22 protein-coding genes, 1 tRNA gene and 1 pseudogene are annotated in these 19,743 nt (G+C 61.2%); 7 read left to right on the top strand and 17 right to left on the bottom strand.

Annotation, left to right across the window (positions count from 1 at the left end; all coding sequences use genetic code 11):
• A partial coding sequence (locus BO74_RS18605) for a transposase (protein ID WP_496444511.1) occupies positions 1 to 297 on the top strand: 297 nt, incomplete at its 5' end.
• Positions 298 to 629: 332 nt separating this feature from the next.
• Here the strand turns inward: BO74_RS18605 and BO74_RS18600 are convergent.
• From BO74_RS18600 to rpsU, 5 genes are all read right to left on the bottom strand, one after another.
• Positions 630 to 708: transfer RNA gene (locus BO74_RS18600), tRNA-Ile, on the bottom strand.
• 166 nt (positions 709 to 874) lie between these two features.
• Complete coding sequence (gene rpoD, locus BO74_RS18595; RefSeq protein WP_496444509.1) at positions 875 to 2,827, bottom strand: RNA polymerase sigma factor RpoD; 1,953 nt, start codon at positions 2,825 to 2,827, stop codon at positions 875 to 877.
• Between the two features lie 69 nt (positions 2,828 to 2,896).
• Positions 2,897 to 4,621, bottom strand: coding sequence for a DNA primase (gene dnaG / locus BO74_RS18590; RefSeq protein ID WP_496444507.1), 1,725 nt, complete (start codon positions 4,619 to 4,621; stop codon positions 2,897 to 2,899).
• Between the two features lie 65 nt (positions 4,622 to 4,686).
• Positions 4,687 to 5,133: a GatB/YqeY domain-containing protein gene (locus BO74_RS18585; protein ID WP_496444505.1), complete on the bottom strand. Its 447-nt coding sequence runs from the start codon at positions 5,131 to 5,133 to the stop codon at positions 4,687 to 4,689.
• Positions 5,134 to 5,255: 122 nt separating this feature from the next.
• Entirely contained in the window at positions 5,256 to 5,468 is a 213-nt protein-coding gene (gene rpsU, locus BO74_RS18580; protein WP_012807257.1) for a 30S ribosomal protein S21, read from the bottom strand.
• A gap of 144 nt (positions 5,469 to 5,612) precedes the next feature.
• On the opposite strand from rpsU, the gene tsaD reads away from it, so the two are divergent.
• Positions 5,613 to 6,632, top strand: coding sequence for a tRNA (adenosine(37)-N6)-threonylcarbamoyltransferase complex transferase subunit TsaD (gene tsaD / locus BO74_RS18575; protein ID WP_496444502.1), 1,020 nt, complete (start codon positions 5,613 to 5,615; stop codon positions 6,630 to 6,632).
• 111 nt (positions 6,633 to 6,743) lie between these two features.
• Here the strand turns inward: tsaD and plsY are convergent, their stop codons facing one another.
• A complete protein-coding gene (gene plsY, locus BO74_RS18570; protein ID WP_496444500.1) occupies positions 6,744 to 7,364 on the bottom strand; it encodes a glycerol-3-phosphate 1-O-acyltransferase PlsY in 621 nt (206 codons plus the stop codon).
• A gap of 108 nt (positions 7,365 to 7,472) precedes the next feature.
• Here plsY and BO74_RS18565 point away from each other — a divergent pair, with 108 nt between their 5' ends.
• Entirely contained in the window at positions 7,473 to 7,838 is a 366-nt protein-coding gene (locus tag BO74_RS18565; RefSeq protein WP_496444498.1) for a dihydroneopterin aldolase, read from the top strand.
• On the opposite strand, the gene ybaK is transcribed toward BO74_RS18565, so the two are convergent.
• The 4 genes from ybaK to BO74_RS18545 all read right to left on the bottom strand — a co-directional run bounded on the left by ybaK (position 7,831) and on the right by BO74_RS18545 (position 11,331).
• Positions 7,831 to 8,316 (bottom strand): Cys-tRNA(Pro) deacylase, encoded by a 486-nt coding sequence (ybaK, locus tag BO74_RS18560; RefSeq protein ID WP_496444496.1) that lies wholly within the window; start codon positions 8,314 to 8,316, stop codon positions 7,831 to 7,833. The two genes, BO74_RS18565 and ybaK, sit on opposite strands and share 8 nt — an antisense overlap.
• A gap of 149 nt (positions 8,317 to 8,465) precedes the next feature.
• Entirely contained in the window at positions 8,466 to 9,497 is a 1,032-nt protein-coding gene (xerD, locus tag BO74_RS18555) for a site-specific tyrosine recombinase XerD (RefSeq protein ID WP_496444494.1), read from the bottom strand.
• The gene (locus BO74_RS18550) at positions 9,481 to 9,951 is read right to left on the bottom strand and encodes a methylated-DNA--[protein]-cysteine S-methyltransferase (protein WP_496444492.1); all 471 of its coding nucleotides are present in this window, start codon (positions 9,949 to 9,951) and stop codon (positions 9,481 to 9,483) included. Before BO74_RS18550 ends, xerD begins: the two co-directional genes overlap by 17 nt.
• Before the next feature lie 123 nt (positions 9,952 to 10,074).
• On the bottom strand, positions 10,075 to 11,331 hold the full coding sequence (locus BO74_RS18545) for a glutamate-5-semialdehyde dehydrogenase (protein WP_496444490.1): 1,257 nt from the start codon (positions 11,329 to 11,331) through the stop codon (positions 10,075 to 10,077).
• A gap of 124 nt (positions 11,332 to 11,455) precedes the next feature.
• Between BO74_RS18545 and BO74_RS18540 the strand changes: the two genes are divergently transcribed.
• The 3 genes from BO74_RS18540 to BO74_RS18530 are packed head-to-tail and all read left to right on the top strand — an operon-like array spanning position 11,456 to position 12,154.
• On the top strand, positions 11,456 to 11,704 hold the full coding sequence (locus BO74_RS18540; RefSeq protein ID WP_496444488.1) for a hypothetical protein: 249 nt from the start codon (positions 11,456 to 11,458) through the stop codon (positions 11,702 to 11,704).
• Positions 11,616 to 11,870: a DUF4160 domain-containing protein gene (locus tag BO74_RS18535; protein ID WP_496444486.1), complete on the top strand. Its 255-nt coding sequence runs from the start codon at positions 11,616 to 11,618 to the stop codon at positions 11,868 to 11,870. The genes BO74_RS18540 and BO74_RS18535 overlap by 89 nt, the downstream gene beginning before the upstream one ends.
• Positions 11,780 to 12,154: a DUF2442 domain-containing protein gene (locus BO74_RS18530; RefSeq protein WP_496444484.1), complete on the top strand. Its 375-nt coding sequence runs from the start codon at positions 11,780 to 11,782 to the stop codon at positions 12,152 to 12,154. The genes BO74_RS18535 and BO74_RS18530 overlap by 91 nt, the downstream gene beginning before the upstream one ends.
• Before the next feature lie 44 nt (positions 12,155 to 12,198).
• On the opposite strand, the pseudogene BO74_RS18525 reads toward BO74_RS18530, so the two are convergent.
• The 4 genes and pseudogenes from BO74_RS18525 to leuS form a co-directional block, all read right to left on the bottom strand.
• A pseudogene (locus BO74_RS18525) lies at positions 12,199 to 12,309 on the bottom strand (DUF29 family protein); the annotation flags it as partial.
• Between the two features lie 170 nt (positions 12,310 to 12,479).
• A complete protein-coding gene (holA, locus tag BO74_RS18520; RefSeq protein ID WP_496444482.1) occupies positions 12,480 to 13,508 on the bottom strand; it encodes a DNA polymerase III subunit delta in 1,029 nt (342 codons plus the stop codon).
• A 5-nt stretch (positions 13,509 to 13,513) separates the two neighbouring features.
• Entirely contained in the window at positions 13,514 to 14,029 is a 516-nt protein-coding gene (locus BO74_RS18515; protein ID WP_496444480.1) for an LPS-assembly lipoprotein LptE, read from the bottom strand.
• 22 nt (positions 14,030 to 14,051) lie between these two features.
• On the bottom strand, positions 14,052 to 16,679 hold the full coding sequence (leuS, locus tag BO74_RS18510) for a leucine--tRNA ligase (protein ID WP_496444478.1): 2,628 nt from the start codon (positions 16,677 to 16,679) through the stop codon (positions 14,052 to 14,054).
• Positions 16,680 to 16,898: 219 nt separating this feature from the next.
• Here leuS and BO74_RS18505 point away from each other — a divergent pair, with 219 nt between their 5' ends.
• Entirely contained in the window at positions 16,899 to 17,159 is a 261-nt protein-coding gene (locus BO74_RS18505) for a hypothetical protein (RefSeq protein ID WP_496444476.1), read from the top strand.
• Between the two features lie 224 nt (positions 17,160 to 17,383).
• Here the strand turns inward: BO74_RS18505 and BO74_RS18500 are convergent, their stop codons facing one another.
• The 3 genes from BO74_RS18500 to BO74_RS18490 form a co-directional block, all read right to left on the bottom strand.
• A complete protein-coding gene (locus tag BO74_RS18500; RefSeq protein WP_496444474.1) occupies positions 17,384 to 18,532 on the bottom strand; it encodes a glycosyltransferase in 1,149 nt (382 codons plus the stop codon).
• Positions 18,522 to 19,460, bottom strand: coding sequence for an MATE family efflux transporter (locus BO74_RS18495; RefSeq protein ID WP_496444472.1), 939 nt, complete (start codon positions 19,458 to 19,460; stop codon positions 18,522 to 18,524). Before BO74_RS18495 ends, BO74_RS18500 begins: the two co-directional genes overlap by 11 nt.
• Before the next feature lie 37 nt (positions 19,461 to 19,497).
• A partial coding sequence (locus BO74_RS18490; RefSeq protein ID WP_496444470.1) for an IS3 family transposase occupies positions 19,498 to 19,743 on the bottom strand: 246 nt, incomplete at its 5' end.

Raw genomic sequence — 19,743 nt, 5'->3', positions numbered from 1 at the left:
CGAAAAGTATTCCTGATTCTGGATAATCTGCGCGTACATCACAGCAAGCTCGTGAAGGCTTGGGTCGCCGAGCGAGCAGATCAAATCGAACTGTTCTACCTCCCGAGCTATAGCCCTCAGCTCAACCCAGAGGAACGTCTCAACGCAGATCTCAAACAAGAAATGGGCAAGCGGGTTCCCGTACGTACCAAAGCGAAACTACGGGAGGCCGCCAGCTCGCACATGATGAAGCTGGAGCAAAACCCCGAGCGCGTCATCCGTTACTTCCAAGACCGGCGCGTCAAGTATGCCGCTTAATACTTCATCGGGCCGGAGCAATAGTCGCATGACTTCGGCGGGTTTGTTTTTGGCATGACAAATCATCGGCAGCAATCGGGCTATAGGCCAAGGTATTAGACGATCAGAACGATCAATAGCGGTACGACGAGGACTAATCGAACGCGGCCTGTACGGCCTCGGCGAACTGGGCAGCGTAGCGGGCGGCACAGGCGGCGATCACTGGCAGGGTGCCGCACTGGTATTGGCTAGGGTACTGCGAGGCCTGTAGCTGGCGCAGTGTGGCCGGTAGCCGTGGGCGTTACGGGGTGCAGTAACGAAAACCCCAGCCGGTGAGGGCTGGGGCTTCGTTTTGGTGGGCCGCCTGTGAGTCGAACACAGCACCAACAGATTATGAGTCTGCTGCTCTAACCAAGCATGAGCTAGCGGCCCGAAACTTTGCTTCTGTTACTTACCCGTTACATGGTGGCTTTGCATGGTGCGCCGCCAGCCGTGTAACGCGTTGATTCTATTGCGGTTTTACTGCTTTTCCAACATCCTGCGCCATGTATTATGAGTCCTCTGCTCTAACCAACTGAGCTACAGGCCCGAAAACAGGTTAGCTGCTGCTATTGCTGTCGAGGAAGCTGCGCAGTTTGTCCGAACGCGACGGATGACGCAACTTCCGGAGCGCCTTGGCCTCGATCTGGCGAATGCGCTCGCGCGTCACGTCGAACTGCTTCCCGACCTCTTCCAGGGTGTGGTCGGTGTTCATTTCGATACCGAAGCGCATGCGCAACACCTTGGCCTCGCGCGGAGTCAGCGTGTCGAGCACGTCCTTGGTGATCAGGCGCAGGCTGGAGAACAGCGCAGCGTCGGTCGGCGCCAGCGTTGCCGAATCCTCGATGAAGTCGCCCAGATGCGAATCGTCGTCATCGCCGATCGGGGTTTCCATCGAGATCGGTTCCTTGCTGATCTTGAGGATCTTGCGGATTTTTTCTTCCGGCATGTCCATCTTCTTGGCCAGCGTCGCCGGATCGGCCTCGACCCCGGTCTCCTGCAGGATCTGGCGGGAGATGCGGTTCATCTTGTTGATCGTTTCGATCATGTGCACCGGAATGCGGATGGTACGCGCCTGGTCAGCGATCGAGCGGGTGATGGCCTGCCGGATCCACCACGTGGCGTAGGTCGAGAACTTGTAGCCGCGGCGGTATTCGAACTTGTCCACCGCTTTCATCAGGCCGATGTTGCCTTCCTGAATCAGGTCGAGGAACTGCAATCCGCGGTTGGTGTATTTCTTGGCGATGGAGATCACGAGGCGAAGGTTCGCTTCGGTCATTTCACGCTTGGCGCGGCGGGCCTTGGCTTCGCCGGTCGACATCTGCTTGTTGATGTCCTTCAGCTCCTTCAGCGGAATGCCGATGCGATCCTGCAGGGCCAGCAACTTCTTCTGCTCTTCCTGGATGTTCGGCGCGTTGCGCGTGAGAATAGCCGCGTAGCTCTTGCCTGAAGCGGCCTCGATCTCCTGATCCGCCCACTCGAGGTTGAGTTCGTTGCCTGGAAAAACCTTGATGAAGTGCGGCCGCGGCATGCGTACCTTGTCCACGCAGATGCGCTGGATCTTCCGCTCACACTGCCGCGCCTCCTCGACCATGCTCCGCACCGAGTCGCACAGACGCTCGATCATCTTGGAGGTGAAGCGGATCCCCATCATCTCTTCCGAGATTTTTTCCTGGGCCTTCAGGTAGGCCTTGTCTTGCGAACCTTTCTTGACAAGCGCAGCATGCGCTTTCGCATGCAGTGACCTGATCACCGCCAACTTGGCCAGGCCATCTTCCTTGAGCTTGATCAGCGATGCCGACGCGGCGCCTTCCCCGGCATCTCCGTCGTCCTCGTCGTCCTCGTCTTCGACATCGCTCTCTTCATCTTCGGCGAGTTCTTCGACTGCCTCTTCCGCAGCATTCGGATCGATCAGTCCATCGATCAATTCATCGATGCGCATCTCGTCATTGGCGATTTTCTCGGCGCAATCGAGAATTTCGGCGATGGTCGACGGACAGGCGGAGATCGCCTGGATCATGTGCTTGAGGCCATCCTCGATCCGCTTGGCGATCTCGATCTCGCCTTCGCGGGTGAGCAGTTCCACCGAGCCCATCTCGCGCATGTACATGCGCACCGGGTCGGTCGTACGCCCGAATTCGGAATCGACGGTCGACAGCGCCTGCTCGGCCTGCTCTTCGACATCGGCATCATCGGCAGCGACCGCCGGCGAGGACTCCGACATGAGCAACTGCTCGGCATCCGGGGCCACGTCGTAGACCTGGATCCCCATGTCGTTGAAGGTGCTGATGATGCTCTCGATCTGCTCGGCATCGACCACATCATCCGGCAGATGGTCGTTGACCTCCGAATAGGTCAGGAACCCACGCTCCTTGCCCAGCTTGATCAGTGTCTTGAGCTGCGTCTTGCGCGCTTCCTCGTCGGCTGGCGACGGCTGCGAGCCGACCTGCGCCAGAATCTCGGCGGCCTTGACCTTCGCCGATTTATTGCTTGCTGCCTTTTCCCTTGCCATGACCTGTTCCCGGTTAGCGTCCCACTGGAAAAACCCTAGATTTTATCACAACTTACCGCACCCAATGACTCACCTGCGCATCCCCAGCGCCTGCAGGTATTCCTGCTTTTCCTCGCTCGACAACCCTGCGACGCCGAGCCGCCCCACCTTCTCCTGCAAGCGGGCAAACGCACGCTTTTTCTGTCCCTCGACGAGACGGACAACCGCACCGTCGAACTCCTCGTCCACGTCGCCTTCGGCAAAAGGTTGCTGCATTAGTTCGGCCGCCGCTTCCCGTAGCACCGCCTCGTCCTCGCCGCCGCGAAGCCTTTCGAGCAGCGCGGCATAGCCGGGCGCCGGGTTTTCCATGGACAGGATCACCTTGCACAAATTCATCACTGCCCGCGCCTCGCTCGAATCATTGGGGAGCGCCTCCAAAGGCAACCTCCGCGCCAACTCCGGCTTCTGCAACAGCAGCCGCAACAACGGCCGAAACAGCGACGGTGCCGGCCGCGATGCCTTGGCCGGCGACGGCCTGGCCACCGGTTTGAGATCGCACAACTGTTCGACCTCCTGCTGCGAAAAACCGCTGGCCTCGGCCAACCTCTTGACCAACTGTAGACGCAGCAGCGGCGTTTGCAAGCGCGCCAGCAGTGGTTTGGCCTCGGCGACGAGCCGGGCCCGCCCTTCGGCGCTGGTCATGTCGCAACGCGAGGCAAGCTCTTTGAGCATGAACTCCGAGAGCGGCATGGCCTCGGCCAGCAAACGCTCGAACGCCGCCGTTCCGTGCGCACGCACGTAGCTGTCGGGATCCTCTGGCTCCGGCAGGAACGCGAACGTCACACTCTTCTGCTCGGGCAGCGACTCCAGACAGTTTTCCAGGGCACGCCAAGCGGCCTTGCGACCCGCCGCGTCGCCGTCGAAGCAGAAGACGACGCGATCGACCTGGCGCAGGAGCTTTTGCACGTGCGTACCCGTCGTCGCCGTTCCCAGCGTTGCCACCGCATTGCCCACCCCGTGCTGCGCCAGGGCGACGACATCCATATAGCCTTCAACGACGACGGCAGTGTTTTTTTCGCGCAAGGCTTGCCGCGCCTGCGGCAGACCGAAAAGTTCACGCCCCTTTTCGAACAGCGGCGTTTCCGGTGAATTGAGGTATTTGGGCTCACCCGCGCCAAGGACCCGCCCACCAAAGGCGATGACGTCGCCCTTGGGGTTGACGATCGGAAACATCACCCGGTCACGAAAGCGGTCGTACAGCCGCCCTTGCTCGTTCCGAATGACCAGTCCGGCCTGTTGCAGACCGCTGGCTGAATAGTCGTCGAAAACCGCGGCCAGGTTCTGCCAGCCATCCGGCGCATAGCCGATGCCGAAGCGTTGTGCCACCTCGCCGCTGACCCCGCGCTGCTTGAGATAGGCAATCGCCTTTTCCGACCGCTTCAGCTGCTCGTAGTAGTACCGCGAAGCACGCGCCATCAGCTCGTTCAGCGCCGGCAGCCGCAGCCCGTCGTGAGGCCGCACGCCATCGTCCGGCACCTGCATGCCGACCCGCGCCGCCAGGTCCTTGATCGCGTCGACGAAGCCGAGGCCGGAATACTCCATGAGAAAACCAATCGCCGAGCCGTGAGCACCACAACCGAAGCAGTGATAGAACTGCTTGGTCGGACTGACGGTAAAGGACGGCGTCTTCTCGTTATGGAAGGGACAACAGGCAGCATAATTCGCGCCGGCCTTGCGCAATGGCACATGCGCGTCGATCAGGTCGACGATATCGACCCGATGCAGCAACTCCTGGATGAACGACTCAGGAATCACGTCTCAAGCACGAAGGAAGTCACACGCATGATCGGGAGCGAAATCCCGCGCATCGGCAGCGCCGATCACTTCGCCAATGCCGCCTTGACCTGCTTCGACACCTCGGTCATGTCCGCACGACCGGCCAGTCGCGGCTTCAACACGCCCATCACCTTGCCCATGTCGCCCGGCCCGACCGCACCGGTTTCGGCGACAGCCGTCGCGACCGCAGCGGCAATCTCGTCTGCCGAGAGCGAAGCCGGCATGTAGGCCTGCAGCACACTGACCTCGAACTGCTCGGCATCGACCAGATCCTGACGCCCCGCCGCCTGGTACTGGGTGATCGAGTCACGGCGCTGCTTGAGCATCTTGTCGATGACCGCAATCACCGCCGCATCATCCAGTTGCACCCGCTCATCAACCTCTTTTTGCTTGATCGCCGCAAGCAGCAGCCGGATCGCGGCGAGCCTGGCTGACTCCCGCGCCCGCATGGCGGCCTTCATGTCCTCGTTGATACGTTCCTTCAGGGTCATATCAGCACTCCACGCAAAATTCGCCAGCCCAATTTGCAACGGGCCCGACAGACACACACGCCCAAACGCGAAAAGCCGCCCGTCTCAAGACAGGCGGCTGCTCAGTGATCCGTAATCCGATATCAGTAGAGCTTCGGGGGCAGCGTCTGGCTGCGCATGCGCTTGTGATGGCGCTTGACGGCAGCAGCGAGCTTGCGCTTGCGCTCGGCGGTGGGCTTTTCGTAAAACTCGCGGGCACGCAGCTCGGTCAGCAGACCGGTCTTTTCCACGGTACGCTTGAAACGGCGAATGGCTACTTCGAACGGCTCGTTTTCCTTGACGCGAATAGCAGGCATTAAATCGATCCTAAGTTCAATGTTCGACGGACAACAACTGAGCCAAGCATTATAACCAAAGACCGGAGAAAACACCAAGAGGGTTCCGGTATTTTTTCCGCACATTCTTCAAGACCCCGTTACCGCTCGGGTAAAATCGCGGCCATGCTCATCCTCGGCATCGAATCCTCCTGCGACGAAACCGGCGTCGCCCTCTACGACACGGACAACGGCCTCGTCGGGCACAGTCTGCACTCGCAGATCGCGATGCACCAGGCCTACGGCGGCGTCGTTCCCGAGCTGGCCTCGCGCGACCACATCCGGCGCACCGTCCCGCTGCTGCGGCGGGTTCTTGCCGAGAGCGGACGTTCGCTCGACGCCGTCGATGCGATTGCCTACACACAGGGCCCTGGGCTCGCGGGTGCGCTGCTGGTCGGCGCCGCCTTCGCCGAGGGACTCGCCGCGTCGCTGGACATCCCGACCGTCCCCGTCCATCACCTTGAAGGCCACCTGCTCTCCCCGCTGCTTTCGCGGCAGCCGCCGACCTTCCCTTTCGTCGCGCTGCTCGTCTCCGGCGGACACAGCCAGTTGATGCGCGTCGACGGCGTCGGCCGCTACCAACTACTCGGCGAAACGCTCGACGACGCAGCCGGCGAAGCGTTCGACAAGACCGCCAAGCTGCTCGGACTCCCCTACCCCGGCGGTCCGGCGCTCTCCGCGTTGGCGGAGACAGGCCGCCCGGACATCTGCAAGTTTCCCCGGCCGATGCTCCATTCCGGCGACCTCGATTTCAGTTTCAGCGGCCTGAAGACTGCGGTCCTCACCCATGTCCGCGAAATCGGCGAACCGGATGAGCAGCAGCGCGCCGACATCGCGCGTGGCTTCCAGGACGCGATCGTCGAAGTGCTGGTGAAGAAATCGATGCGCGCGCTGAAAAATTGCGGCCTGACCCAGCTGGTCGTGGCCGGCGGCGTCGGCGCCAACCGGGAACTGCGCCGCCAGCTGGACGCACGCGCAATGAAGGCCAGGATCGCCGTGTATTACCCGGAATTCGAATTCTGTACCGACAACGGGGCGATGATCGCGCTCGCCGGAGCGCTGCGCTTCCAGGCCGGGCTGTCAATCAAGCCGCCCGGCGCCTTCGCCGTCCGGCCGCGCTGGCCGCTCAGCGAACTCGGCGAATAGTTTCGAAAGTTTCGAATAGCCGCATCATTCCGGCGAAGGCCGGGATCCATGGGAGCACCACTGGATTCCGGATCAAGTCCGGAATGACGGATTCCAAAAGGCCTGTGCGATTCAAGCCTTTTTCCTGGCGCCGATTTTCGGTTCCGCGCCGGCCATCAGGCGCTGCAGATTGGCCCAGTGCTTGACGATCAAGGCACAGGCGACGATTCCGACAACCAGCAGCAAGGTGCCAGTCCCCCACAAAAAGAAGGCGATGACCGGCGCCGCTGCAGCCGCAACCAACGCCGCCAGCGACGAATAGCGCAGGACGAAGGCAATCGCCAGCCAGATTCCCAGCGTGACCAATCCGAGCAAGGGATCGAGCGCCAAAAGGACGCCCGCAGCCGTCGCCACGCCCTTGCCGCCCTTGAAGCGGAGGAACACCGGGTACAGGTGACCGAAGAAAACCGCCAGCGCCACCGCGCCAACCAGCCCGTCCGAGAAGCCGAACTTCGGCCCGAACGTCTGCGCCAGAAACACCGCCAACCAGCCCTTGGCCATGTCGCCGAGCAACGTCAGAGCCGCCGCCGCCTTGTTGCCGCTGCGCAGGACGTTGGTCGCCCCGGGATTCTTCGAGCCGTAGCTGCGCGGGTCGGCGAGACCGAAGATCCGGCTGCAAACCACGGCAAAAGGAACCGAACCCAACAGATACGCGGCCAGAGCCGCCAGCAAGACAATCACGAAATCGGGCATAAGAGGTCCTGATTTTTGTAGGAAAGGGCTGAGGTAGAATGCGCACTCGCTCGGTGCCGTCCCTGCCGCACCGCGGCGCGATTTTACACCGACCCGCCCGGCGCCCACATGGACATCATCTTCATCGACGAACTCCGCCTTCCGACCCTGATCGGGATTTATCCGCGCGAACAGGTCGTGCCGCAAACCATCGAGATTTCGCTGCAGATCGGCACGTCGACGCTGAACGCCGGCAGCAGTGACGACATCCGCGACACCATCGACTACGCCGCCGTGGTCGAACGGCTGCGCGCCGACGTCGCGCACCAGCACTTCCACCTGCTCGAGAAGCTGGCCGAGCACGTCGCCAGCGTCATTCTCGACGACTTCGGCGCCATCTGGGTACGCATCACCATCGCCAAGATCGGCGTGATGCGCGGCGTCCGCCGCGCCGGCGTGGTCATCGAACGAAGCCGGCCCAGCGAAACTATTTGAGCGCCACCTCGACGACTTTCGGCGCCAGCGCACTCATCAGGTCGTGCGGATGGACGCCGACAAGGAAGCCACGCCGCCCCCCGTTGATGTAAATCAGCGGCAGATCAAGGATCGTTTTCTCGATATAGACCGGCATTTTTCTCTTCGTGCCGAACGGGCTGGTGCCGCCGACCAGAAAGCCGGTGTGCCGGTTGGCGACCTCCGGCTTGCACGGATCGACCCGCTTGCAGCCGATCTGCCGGGCCAGCTCCTTGGTTGAAACCTTGCAATCGCCATGCATCAGGACGATCAACGGCTTCGCCGACTCGTCCTCCATGATCAGCGTTTTCACCACGGCATGCTCGTCGACATTGAGTTCGCGCGACGACACCCGCGTGCCGCCATGCTCCTCATAGTCGTAGAGATGGCTGGAATGGGCGATCCCGTGCTGGCGCAGGAATTTCGTCGCCGGGGTTTCGGGCGCGTGCTCCGATTTCACTTTTCTTCTCCGAAAACGGTTGAGAAAGGCCAAAAGATTCGTCATTCCGGCGAAAACCGGAATCCAGAAAATTCAACGAGCTGGACCCCGGCCTCCGCCGGTGACGAATATTTCAACGTCTCCTGAAGCATAGCAGGACGCCGACCGCTTCAGCCGCGCGGGTGGTGCTTCGCGTGCAGTGTTTTCAATCGCTCGCGGGCGATGTGCGTATAGATCTGCGTCGTCGAGATATCCGAATGGCCGAGCAGCAGCTGGACGACGCGCAGGTCGGCGCCGTGATTGAGCAGATGCGTGGCAAAAGCGTGGCGCAGAACGTGCGGCGACAGCCGCGCCGGCGGGATTCCGGCGACCAGCGCATAGCGCTTGACGAGCTGCCAGAAGGCCTGCCGCGTCATCGCCGCCCCGCGCGCCGTGACGAACAGGTCGTCGCTCTGCCGCCCGCCCAGGAGTTCATGGCGTGCCTCGCCGAGGTAGTCGCGCAGGCGGTCGATGGCCTGTTCGCCGAGCGGCACCAGGCGCTCCTTGCTGCCCTTGCCGAACACCCGCACAACGCCCATGTCGAAGCTGACTTCGTGCAACTTCAGGCCCACCAGTTCGGAAACGCGCAAGCCCGTAGCGTACAGCGTTTCCAGCATCGCCCGGTCGCGCACGCCAAGCGGCGTGTCGGCTTCAGGCGCCGACAGCAGCGCCTCCACGTCGCGCTCGGAGAGGACCTTGGGCAAGCGCGCCGGCTTGACCGGCATGGCGATTTTCAGGGTCGGATCGCGCCCGATCCGGCCGCGCGCCAGCAAATACCGGTAGAAGCGGCGCAACGACGAAATCGCCCTCGCCTGCGACGACGCCCGCCGCGTCTGCGAAAGCATTGCCACGAAGCCGATCAGCGCCAGATCGTCGGCGACAAGGAGAGAAGCGGACTGTTGTTCCGCCAGCCAGCGTGAAAGAAGCAGCAGATCGCTGCGGTAGCTGGCCAGCGACGCCTTGGCCAGCCCGTCTTCCAGCCAGAGCACGTCGCAAAAGGCGTCGATCTCGGCCAGATCGCCGGGAGAAACCTGAGTGAAACGCTGATTTTTGGGAGGTTCGTCATTCCGGCGAAGGCCGGAATCCAGAAAATGCGACGAACTGGACCCCGGCCTTCGCCGGGGTGACGGAGATTTCAGTGTTTCCTTAACATCCTTGTTCATGCGCCAGCAGCCAGCGTTTCACATCGAGCAGAAAACCGCCGCCCTGCCGGGCGAACCCCCCCAGCCCGCCATGGGCGGCAACCACGCGATGACAGGGCACGACCACCGGATACGGATTGGCGCCGCACGCCTGACCAACGGCACGCGGCGCGGTTTTCAGGAGATGCGCGAGATCGCCATAGGTCCTGGTTTCGCGACCGGGAATGGCGGCAATCTGCGCCCAGACACGACGCTGAAAGCGCGTTCCCGCCGGGCGCAGCGGCAACGAAAAGGCGAACCCGGGATCGGCCAGATAGCCCCGTAACTGGCGCACCACCTCGGCCGCCAGCGCATTACTGGGCTCAACCTCGGGGCACGGCGGCAGAAATGCCAACCCCACGACCTCGTCATCATCGCAACGCACCCCCAAGCCAAACCCGGGGGCGGCAACAATCGCCTGAAACACTTGTTCCATGATTCACCTCAGGAGGTGCTGACTATATTGAAGATTCGTCATTCCGGCGAAGGCCGGAATCCAAAAAATTCAACGAACTGGGCCCCGGCCTTCGCCGGGGTGACTACTATTTCAGTGTGTCCCTCATTGACGTACCTGCCCGGTGCCGAGCACCACCCATTTCTGGCTGGTCAGCCCTTCCAGGCCCACAGGACCGCGCGCGTGGATCTTGTCGGTGGAAATTCCGATTTCCGCGCCGAGCCCGTATTCGAAGCCATCGGCAAAGCGCGTGGACGCATTGACCATGACCGACGCAGAATCGACTTCGCGCAGGAAGCGCAGCGCCTTGCTATAGTTCTCGGTGACGATCGTATCGGTGTGATGCGAACCGTAGCGGTTGATGTGCGCGATCGCCTCGTCGAGCCCCGAAACCACCTTGACCGAAATGACCGGCGCCAGGAATTCGGTGGCGAAGTCCTCTTCGCTTGCCGGGACGGCCGTCTTCACCCACGCCCGCGTTTCCGCGCAACCGCGAATCTCCACCCCCTTGCCGGCGAGCATCGCTGCCACCGGCGGCAACAGTTCCGCGGCACGCGAACGGGCAACCAGCAAGGATTCGGTCGTGTTGCAGGTGCCGTAACGCTGCGTCTTGGCGTTCTCGACGATCCGGACGGACATCGCCGCATCCGCCTCGTCATCCAGATAGACGTGACAGTTGCCGTCCAGATGCTGGATCATCGGCACCCGCGATTCGGCGAGCAGGCGGGCGATCAGCCCCTTGCCGCCGCGCGGCACGATCACGTCGACATATTCGCGCATGGTAATCAGATGCCCGACGGCCGCCCGGTCGGTCGTATCCACCACCTGCACAGCATTCGGCGGCAAACCGACGGCGGCAAGCGCCTCATGCACGAGGGCGGCAATCGCCCGATTGCAGTGAATCGCCTCGGAGCCGCCGCGCAGAATTGCCGCGTTGCCCGATTTCAGGCACAGCGCCGCCGCGTCGGCGGTCACATTGGGGCGCGCTTCGTAGATGATCCCGATGACCCCCAACGGCACACGCATCCGCCCGACCTGGATGCCACTCGGACGGAACTTGAGATCGGTGATTTCACCCACCGGATCGGGCAGCGTCGCCACCTGATCGACGCCGTCAGCCATCGCGGCCACACTCTTCTCCGTCAGCGTCAGGCGATCGATCATCGCCGATTCAAGGCCCGCAGCGCGCGCCGCCTCCAGATCCCTCTGATTAGCTTCGAGAAGTGCGCTAGAATCGCGCCTTATTGCGTTGGCCAGGGTGTTCAATGCGTTGTTCTTGGCACGGGTGTCGGCGCGGGCGATGTGGCGGGAGGCCTCCCGGGCTTGTACGCCGATCGTCGTCATGTACTGCTGGATATCCATGGCTACCTGTTTCGTTCGTTGGGCGAAAGGCAATTATAGCCACCGATACCGGGCCGAACTGAACAATTGAACCATTGAGGGAAATCGCACTCCTATGCTCACAGTTTCTTCACTTGCATCCGATATGAGCAAAAAACTGATTCTTCCCGCCGAGATCAAGGTCTGCGCGACCTGCAGCTACTGGGATGGCCAGCGAAAAGTCGACCCTGAACTGGGCGTCGTCGTCGTAGACGAAAGTTGCGAAGGCGAATGCCTGGTGCAAAGCAAATGCTGCCAGGGGCTCAATGACGAGTTCGAATGGCGCGATGATTGCCTGTGGGAACACTTGGCCCCGGACGATCAGGACGCGGACGAAGAAGAGAAGAAAAACTAAGGAATCGCCGACTTTCCACGCGCCCATCATTCTGGAAGGCGAGATGCCTCGGCGAGCCCTTTCCTTGGTACTCGAATGGGCACAGGAGCATCGCGCCGAACTTATGGAGGACTGGGAGCTATGCGCACGCAATCAGCAGCCCCACAAAATTCGCCCCTTGCCGTAACACCGCCTATCCAGCCGCGCATGCCGTGGCGTGTGGTAGCCGTAGACGCGCTGCCGGACTTCCGGTTGCATGTTCGATTTGTGGACGGCACAGAGGGAACGGTGGATCTGACTGCCTTTGTTCATTCGCTCGGCGCCGGAGTATTTGCTTCCCTTGCAGATCCTGCACTCTTCGCCCAGGTGTTCGTCGAGCACGGCGCGGTGACTTGGCCTGGCGAACTCGATCTGGCCCCGGATGCCATGTACGCCGAGATCAAGAAGGGCGGAACGTGGGTGTTGCAGTAGGGAAGGAGGCTGGCCAGCCCACGCTGTTCACTTTTTCCCACGTCTTCAATCTCCCCTGCAATGTGCTCAACATCCAGCAGGTTGAAACGCCCCGCGCGAAGCAACCGCGCCTGCTCATTCGCCCAAGCGTTGAGGTCTTTCCCATAGGCGTGCATGACCAACCTCCTTACTACCCTTACCTTTGCGCCATGGTAGCACCACTTGTACCACCAGTAGATCCACACCGAAACGCAAGGACAACCATGTCATCCCGGCGAAGGCCGGGATCCAGTTCGTTGATTCTTTTGGATTCCGGCCTGCGCCGGAATGACGAATCTCCAAGACGTCAGCGACTCCCCGAGCGCCCCAAAAAACGCCCAGAGAGCTGCATCCCCAAGCGCAGGAATTCATCCCAGATATCGCCACCACCGATCCCCTTGACCAGGCGATCGATGCGCGCTGCAGCAGCAAGCGCCGCGTTGGCCTGAGCCGCATCGATCCGCTGCAGCGCGGATCTGAAAAGCGACTGCCGCGGGCCCCAAACCCGCGCTTCCTTCAGCAAAGCATCGGCAGGCCGTCCCCGCGCCACGCCGTTCTTCACCTGCGCCAATGCCCGCACCTCCTCGGTCATCGCCCAAAGGACCAGCGGCGGCGCCTCGCCTTCCTGACGCAAGCCTTCGAGTGTCCGGGCGAGGCGAACCACGTCGCCTGACAACAAGGCCTCGCGCAAGCCGTCGAGATCGTAGCGCGCCACGTTCAGCACTGCATCGCGCACCTGCTCCAGCGACAGGCGGCCGGCGGGATACAGCAGCGCCAGCTTCTGGATTTCCTGATGTGCAGCGAGCAGGTTGCCCTCCACCCGCTCGGCAATGAAACGCAAGCCATCATCGTCGGCGCTTTGCTGCTGCCGGCGCAAACGGCCGGCGATCCACGCGGGGAGTTGCGCCAGATTGGGCGGCGTCAACTTGACGGTCACCCCTGCCTCCGTCAGCGACTTCAGCCAGGCGGCCTTTTCGTCGGCCCAATCTAGACCCGGCAGAGTGACCAGCAGCACGGCATCGAGCGACGGACGGGCACAGTAGTCCTGCAAGGCGGCACTCCCGTCCCGCCCGGGCTTGCCGGTGGGAATGCGCAGATCGATCAGTTTGCTGCCGCCGAACAGCGACATGTTGCCCGCCGCGTGATGCAGCTCGTTCCAGTTGAACCCGGCGATCGCGGTCAGCACTTCGCGTTCGGCAAAGCCCTGCTTCCGGGCCGCAGCGCGAATGGCGTCCGCCGCTTCGATAACCAGCAACGGCTCGTCGCCATACACCGTGTAGATTGGCTTCAGCCCTTTTTCCAGATGGGCGAGAAGCTGCTCGCCGCCGAGCTGCATGGTGCTCAGTCCGCCTGGTCCGCTTCAACCGGCGGCTTCGGCTTGGCGGTCGCCAGGCGCCGCAGCAACTGCTGGACGAGATCGTTTTCCATATCCCGCCACAGCAGGTCTTCTTCCTGCGTCTTGGCCAAGGTTGCCGAGTCGGCGTAAGTCACATCCCGCGTCAGTTCGACGTAGCCTTGCGGCACCAGATCCCGCCCCTTGGCATCGACGATCCGGTAGGCATAACGAAGGCGCAACCGCTTCTCGCGGACACGCCCGGAACTGGAAAGCGAGACGATCACGGAGTCACGAAGCTCGCCAGCGGGAACAAACGTCGCTTGCGCTTCTGCAGCAGAGTCAGCAATTTGAACTCCCGAAGCCCGCACCTGCCGCTTCATCCCGGCACCGACCACGTTGTCACCGGTGGCGAAATAGATGCTCTCGTAGGGAAGCGAATACGCTCCCCGCAACTGGAAGCCGCATGCCGACAACATCATGATCGTTGAGACAAGAAGCGCGCCGCGTACCGACCGGATCATTCAAAGACTCCCGCTCACTCGATCAGACAACGATATTGACGAGCCGCCCCGGCACAACCACCAGCTTCTTCGGCGCCTTGCCTTCCAGGTGCTTCTGCGCTACCTCGCTCGCCAGCGCCGCCGCCTCGATCGCGGCCTTGTCGGCGCTCGTCGGCACGCGCAGGCTGCCGCGCAGCTTGCCGTTGACCTGCAACACCAATTCGATTTCGTCCTGCACCAGAGCAGTTGCATCGGCCTTGGGGAACGCCTGTGCACCCGCCTGGGCACCCGGATGCAGTTCCGCGTAAAGCGCCTCGCAAACATGCGGCACGATCGGATACAGCAGCAGCGCCACGGCCTCCAACGCCTCCTGACGAACCGCACGCGCGGTCGGTGACACATCGCTCAGCTTGGCATACGCGTTGAGCAACTCCATGACCGCGGCGATCGCGGTATTGAACTGCTGGCGGCGGCCGTAGTCGTCAGCGACCTTGCCGATCGTCTGATGCAACTGGCGGCGGAACGCCTTCAGTTCAGGCGTCAGTTCGCCACCGGAGAATGCCGGCACGACACCCGCCGAAACGTGCTCGAAGACGAGACGCCACACCCGCTTGAGGAAGCGGTAGGCGCCTTCGACGCCGGCATCGGACCATTCGAGCGACTGGTCGGGCGGCGAGGCGAACATGATGAACAGGCGCGCGGTATCGGCGCCGTACAGGTCGATCAGCGCCTGCGGGTCGACACCGTTGTTCTTCGATTTCGACATCTTCTCGATGCCGCCGATCTGTACCGGTTGCCCGTCGGCGCGCAGCGTGGCAGCGACCGGACGACCGCGCTCGTCGCATTGCAACTCGACATCGGCCGGGTTGATCCAGTCCTTCTTGCCGCCTTCGCCTTCGCGATAGAAGGTCGGCGCGACGACCATGCCCTGCGTCAGCAGGTTGGCGAACGGCTCATCCAGCTTCTCGTTGCCGAACAGGCCGACGTCACGCATCAGCTTGGTCCAGAAACGCGAGTAGAGCAGATGCAGGATGGCGTGCTCGATGCCGCCGATGTACTGGTCGATGCCGCCCTTGCACCAGTAGGCGACGCGCTCGTCGACCATCGCCTTGTCGTTGTCCGGACAGCAGTAGCGCAGGAAGTACCACGACGACTCGACGAAGGTGTCCATCGTGTCGGTCTCGCGCCGCGCCGGTTTGCCGCACTTCGGGCAGGTGCATTCGTAGAATTCCGGCATCTTGGCCAGCGGGCTGCCGGCGCCGGTGACGGTGACGTTCTCGGGCAGCACGACCGGCAATTGGTCGTCGGGTACCGGCACGTCGCCGCAGCTCTCGCAGTGGATGATCGGGATCGGACAGCCCCAGTAGCGCTGGCGCGAGATGCCCCAGTCGCGCAGGCGGAACTGCACCTTCTTCTCGCCGAGGCCTTTGGCGGCGAGGTCGGCGGAGATGGCATCAACGGCGGCCTTGTAGCTGAGGCCGGTGTATTTGCCGGAATTGACGCAATAGCCGTCCTTGGTGGCGTACCACTCTTCCCAGGCGTCGGTCGAGAACGGCTTCTCGCTGCCATCCTTGTTCTTCTCGCCAATCACCTGCGCAATCTTCAGGCCGTACTTCTTGGCGAAGGCGAAGTCACGCTCGTCATGCGACGGCACGGCCATCACGGCGCCGTCGCCGTAGCCCATCAGCACGTAGTTGCCGACCCAGACCTCGACCTGTTCGCCGGTCAGCGGGTGAGTAACGAAGATGCCGGTCGGCATCCCCTTCTTTTCCATCGTCGCCAGATCGGCCTCCGCGACGCCACCCTGCTTGCATTCCTCGATGAAGGCGGCGAGTTCGGGATTGTTCTTCGCGGCGTACGTCGCCAGCGGATGCTCGGCCGCGACAGCAACGAAGGTGACGCCCATGATCGTGTCGGCGCGGGTGGTGAATACCCACAGCTTCTCGGCCTTGCCGTCGAGCTCGTACGGGAAGGCAAAGCGCACGCCCTCGCTCTTGCCGATCCAGTTCTTCTGCATCAGCTTGACCTGCTCCGGCCAGCCGCCGAGCTGGTCGAGATCGGCGAGCAGTTCCTCGGCGTAGGCGGTGATCTTCATGTAGTACATCGGGATCTCGCGCTTCTCGATCAGCGCGCCCGAGCGCCAGCCGCGCCCGTCGATCACCTGCTCGTTGGCCAGCACCGTCTGGTCGATCGGATCCCAGTTCACCGTGCCGTAGCGTTTGTAGACCAAGCCTTTTTCGAACAGGCGTGTGAACAGCCATTGCTCCCAGCGGTAGTAATCCGGCTTGCAAGTCGCCAGTTCACGCTCCCAATCGAGCGCAAATCCGAGGCGGTTGAGCTGCCCCTTCATGTACTCGATGTTCGAATACGTCCATTGCGCCGGTGGCACGTTGTTCTGGATCGCCGCATTCTCCGCCGGCATGCCGAAGGCGTCCCAGCCCATCGGCTGCATCACGTTGAAGCCCTGCATCTTGTGGAAGCGCGAAAGCACATCCCCGATCGTGTAGTTGCGCACGTGCCCCATGTGCAGCTTGCCCGACGGGTAAGGGAACATCGACAGGCAGTAATACTTCGGCTTGCTCAGGTCTTCGACGGCACGCGCGGCGCCGGTCTTTTTCCAGTGATCCTGGGCGGCGAGCTCGATCTCTTGGGGTTGGTATTTTTCCTGCATGGCTGGCTTGGGGAGGAAATAAAGAGAATCCGGGATTATACGCAGTTCGCTACCGGAGGGCCCAAAGACGCAAGCGTCAGCATGGGTGGTTTACGACCAACTCTTCGAAACGTGACAACTTCAGCCCACCTTCGACGACAACGCATGTTGAACCTCCTCAGCACGGCACAGTCAGGGCATCATGCAGACATGCAATCATGCGCGATCAAGGAGAATGTGATGCAGACAATCAAGACAGTTGGAAAGAGCGGCCAAATCTCGCTTGGCAAGTCCATGGCGGGCATGGGCTTCATCATGGAAGAACTTCCGGGTGGAGACATCATGCTGAAACGTGCGGTTGTTGTTCCCATGAACGAAAGGCTACTCGACCCGGCGGTTCAAGCTGAGTTGGAGGCTGCTCGGGAGTGGCGCAAGAATAACCCGGCAAAAGCCACCGACTTGGCGGCACTTGGTTCCGAGCTTGGAATCAAGGAAGAATGAGCAACGATGACACGTTTATCGCGCTTTACGAAATCACGTTTATTGCGCTTTGCAACTATTGAATCGGCCAGATAATGTTTGAATCCGTCACCCCGGCGATGGCCGGGGCCAGTCGGCGATTGCTCTCCGATACTGGATTCCGCCTGCGCCGGAATGATAAACAGGTGGTGCGCATACAACAGCCTTCTTCGGGAAGGAGTTGATGCAGCATCCGAGCACCTTCACTACGTCGCAAGCTCCCGAAACAGGTCGGCGTACGCTTTTCCCAACGCCGTGCCAGAGAACATGCGCTCATAACGAAGACGCGCAGCAGATCCCATATCGCCAACAAGCCTTTCTTCCGCCAGAAAAGCATTCATGGCTCGCACCAAGGCATCGGGATTTTCCGGGGCAACAACAAAGCCCGTTTCCTCATGGGCATTCACGAACGACGTTCCTGTTCCGATTTCGCACGAAATCAGCGGACGCCCAAACATGGCGGCTTCCACCAGGACCATCCCGTAGGCCTCCGAGCGACGATGCGATGGAAGCACCAGCGCCTGACAGCGCTTGAGCAATGAAACTTTCTCCAAGTCCGAAATCTGCCCCGCGAACACGACATTTTTCGCCCCGACCTCATCACGCAGTTTGACCAGGCGCTCTCCCTCCGGGCCTGAGCCGGCAATGACGATTCGAGCTCCAACACTTGTCGCCGCACGAATCAAATAATCGAGGCCTTTGTAATAACGCAGCACGCCGACAAAAAGGAAGAAAGGCTCATGCGGATCGACACCTATCCGCTCGAAAATTCCTTCATCCCCATTTTTAGGGTAGGAACTCTCTTCGATCCCCAGCGGGATGACCCGCACCTTGTCACGAATCGACGGATCGGAGAGCACCGGACTCGTCCGCGCATAGGCCGGGCAGTTGGCGACGATGACCTTCATCGCACGCAGGGTGCGCCACATCAACGGCGCATAGGCCTTTCCAAGCCACTTCTGCCGGACGACATCGGAAATGTAGGTCAGCACTTCAGGCCGATCGGGACGAACCACCGCACGGAGAATGTCCGCGAACGGCCAAGGAAAAAGATAGTGGATCACGTCCGCTTCACGCGACAAGCGCGAAAAGCACGAGGCCGCCGCAAAACCCCCGATGTCGCACGATGCCGGCGCCGCCCACGACCTCCGCCTGACCACCCGCCCCTCCGGCAGGATCAACTCCTTCGGTTCGGGCTTGGGCGAAAGCGTGAAGATCGTGTTTTCAACCCCGAGCGCTCGGGTTGAAAGCGCCAGTTGGCGAATGGCCTCCTGCAACCCACCCGGCGGATCCGGGAAATAGGTCCGATAGACATGCAACGCCGAAGGCTTCACTCCCTGCTCATCATTTCGCATAACGACACTTCTTCCATGCCCCAAACAATGCCCCTGACAAACCAACACTCAACACTGCCTCGGTAATGACTGTCATCCAGGCAGCCGCCCAGACCCCATATTCAGGCAATAGCACGAGGTTACCCAAGATATTGACGATGGCCGCGACCGTCGCCGTCCACGCATAGAAACGCTCCAATCCCAAGGCCAGAACCCCCTGACCGAGCACACCATTGGCCAAGGCAAAAACCAGCATCAGACTGAGTATCCGAAAGCAATCCGCCGACAAGCCGAAGCCTTTGCCAAAGACAGTCTGGAAAAAGATATCGGCCAACGGTTGAGCAGCAAAAAACACCAAGAGACCGATCGTACCGACGAAAGCTGCGAAGCGCATCACCTGCCGCAATACCGCATCAGTGGCAACACCGGAATCCAACCGAAAACGCCTGAACAGCAGCAGCCCTACAGGAGATGCAAACAACAGGAAAGCCTCGATCAACCGAAAGGCCACACCGTACGAGCCGATATCCGCCTTTGGCACATCCGCCACTTCAAACAAGAGCATGTCTGCTCGAAAATAGACCACCGTCGCCAGATCAAGCCAAACCAGAGGCAGCGCCTTCGTGTAGACCGCCCGCGGAACACGAAGCTTGGGCGCAATCCAGCCGCGCCGCATCAGTATGATCAAGAAAACGAAGGTACCAACACACTGGGCAACCAATATCGCCCACGGCGAACCAGCCCCAAACCACAAGGCAACAATCACGAAGAAAGCAGTCAGCAGCCTGCCGCCGATTTGCCATAAGGCATCACGCATCAATCGCCCTTGCCCACGCAAGATCGCAACCGAGAAGTTTGCCAAGACCACAGCACCAAACACGCCAACCGTGGCCAATAGCGTCGGCCAGTGCGATGCCAATGGATTCACCACAACCAAGAACGCCAGCACGGCCTGAGGTAGGTCGTCAACCGTAGAGTCCAACGGGTTAAGCGGCTATCTGTTTTGCATGGTATTGCTGGGTGAATTGTGCCGGCGACAGATAGCCCAGTCTCGCCTGCTTACGAATTCGGTTGTAGAAGATTTCAATGTACTCGGTGATTTCCTGCCGGGCCTGTGTGCGCGTAGTAAAGCGCCTGTGATGCACCAACTCGTTTTTCAGGGAACCCCAGAAACTCTCCATCGGCGCGTTGTCCCAACAATTGCCCTTGCGGCTCATGGAAGCTTGCATGCC

The sequence above is a fragment of the Propionivibrio pelophilus DSM 12018 genome, from assembly GCF_059569095.1.
This window is presented reverse-complemented; position numbering and strand designations above follow the sequence as displayed.

Bases quoted from the DNA above. Each gene is read 5' to 3' on its own strand.
- xerD (WP_496444494.1), bottom strand. From the start codon at position 9,497: ATGAACAAGGATGTTAAGGAAACACTGAAATCTCCGTCACCCCGGCGA.
- tsaD (WP_496444502.1), top strand. From the start codon at position 5,613: ATGCTCATCCTCGGCATCGAATCCTCCTGCGACGAAACCGGCGTCGCC.
- BO74_RS18540 (WP_496444488.1), top strand. From the start codon at position 11,456: ATGAGCAAAAAACTGATTCTTCCCGCCGAGATCAAGGTCTGCGCGACC.
- holA (WP_496444482.1), bottom strand. From the start codon at position 13,508: ATGCAGCTCGGCGGCGAGCAGCTTCTCGCCCATCTGGAAAAAGGGCTG.
- BO74_RS18505 (WP_496444476.1), top strand. From the start codon at position 16,899: ATGCAGACAATCAAGACAGTTGGAAAGAGCGGCCAAATCTCGCTTGGC.
- BO74_RS18585 (WP_496444505.1), bottom strand. From the start codon at position 5,133: ATGACCCTGAAGGAACGTATCAACGAGGACATGAAGGCCGCCATGCGG.
- BO74_RS18550 (WP_496444492.1), bottom strand. From the start codon at position 9,951: ATGGAACAAGTGTTTCAGGCGATTGTTGCCGCCCCCGGGTTTGGCTTG.
- rpsU (WP_012807257.1), bottom strand. From the start codon at position 5,468: ATGCCTGCTATTCGCGTCAAGGAAAACGAGCCGTTCGAAGTAGCCATT.
- BO74_RS18515 (WP_496444480.1), bottom strand. From the start codon at position 14,029: ATGATCCGGTCGGTACGCGGCGCGCTTCTTGTCTCAACGATCATGATG.
- BO74_RS18500 (WP_496444474.1), bottom strand. From the start codon at position 18,532: ATGCGAAATGATGAGCAGGGAGTGAAGCCTTCGGCGTTGCATGTCTAT.
- leuS (WP_496444478.1), bottom strand. From the start codon at position 16,679: ATGCAGGAAAAATACCAACCCCAAGAGATCGAGCTCGCCGCCCAGGAT.
- BO74_RS18545 (WP_496444490.1), bottom strand. From the start codon at position 11,331: ATGGATATCCAGCAGTACATGACGACGATCGGCGTACAAGCCCGGGAG.
- BO74_RS18535 (WP_496444486.1), top strand. From the start codon at position 11,616: ATGACGAGTTCGAATGGCGCGATGATTGCCTGTGGGAACACTTGGCCC.
- BO74_RS18565 (WP_496444498.1), top strand. From the start codon at position 7,473: ATGGACATCATCTTCATCGACGAACTCCGCCTTCCGACCCTGATCGGG.
- plsY (WP_496444500.1), bottom strand. From the start codon at position 7,364: ATGCCCGATTTCGTGATTGTCTTGCTGGCGGCTCTGGCCGCGTATCTG.
- rpoD (WP_496444509.1), bottom strand. From the start codon at position 2,827: ATGGCAAGGGAAAAGGCAGCAAGCAATAAATCGGCGAAGGTCAAGGCC.
- BO74_RS18530 (WP_496444484.1), top strand. From the start codon at position 11,780: ATGGGCACAGGAGCATCGCGCCGAACTTATGGAGGACTGGGAGCTATG.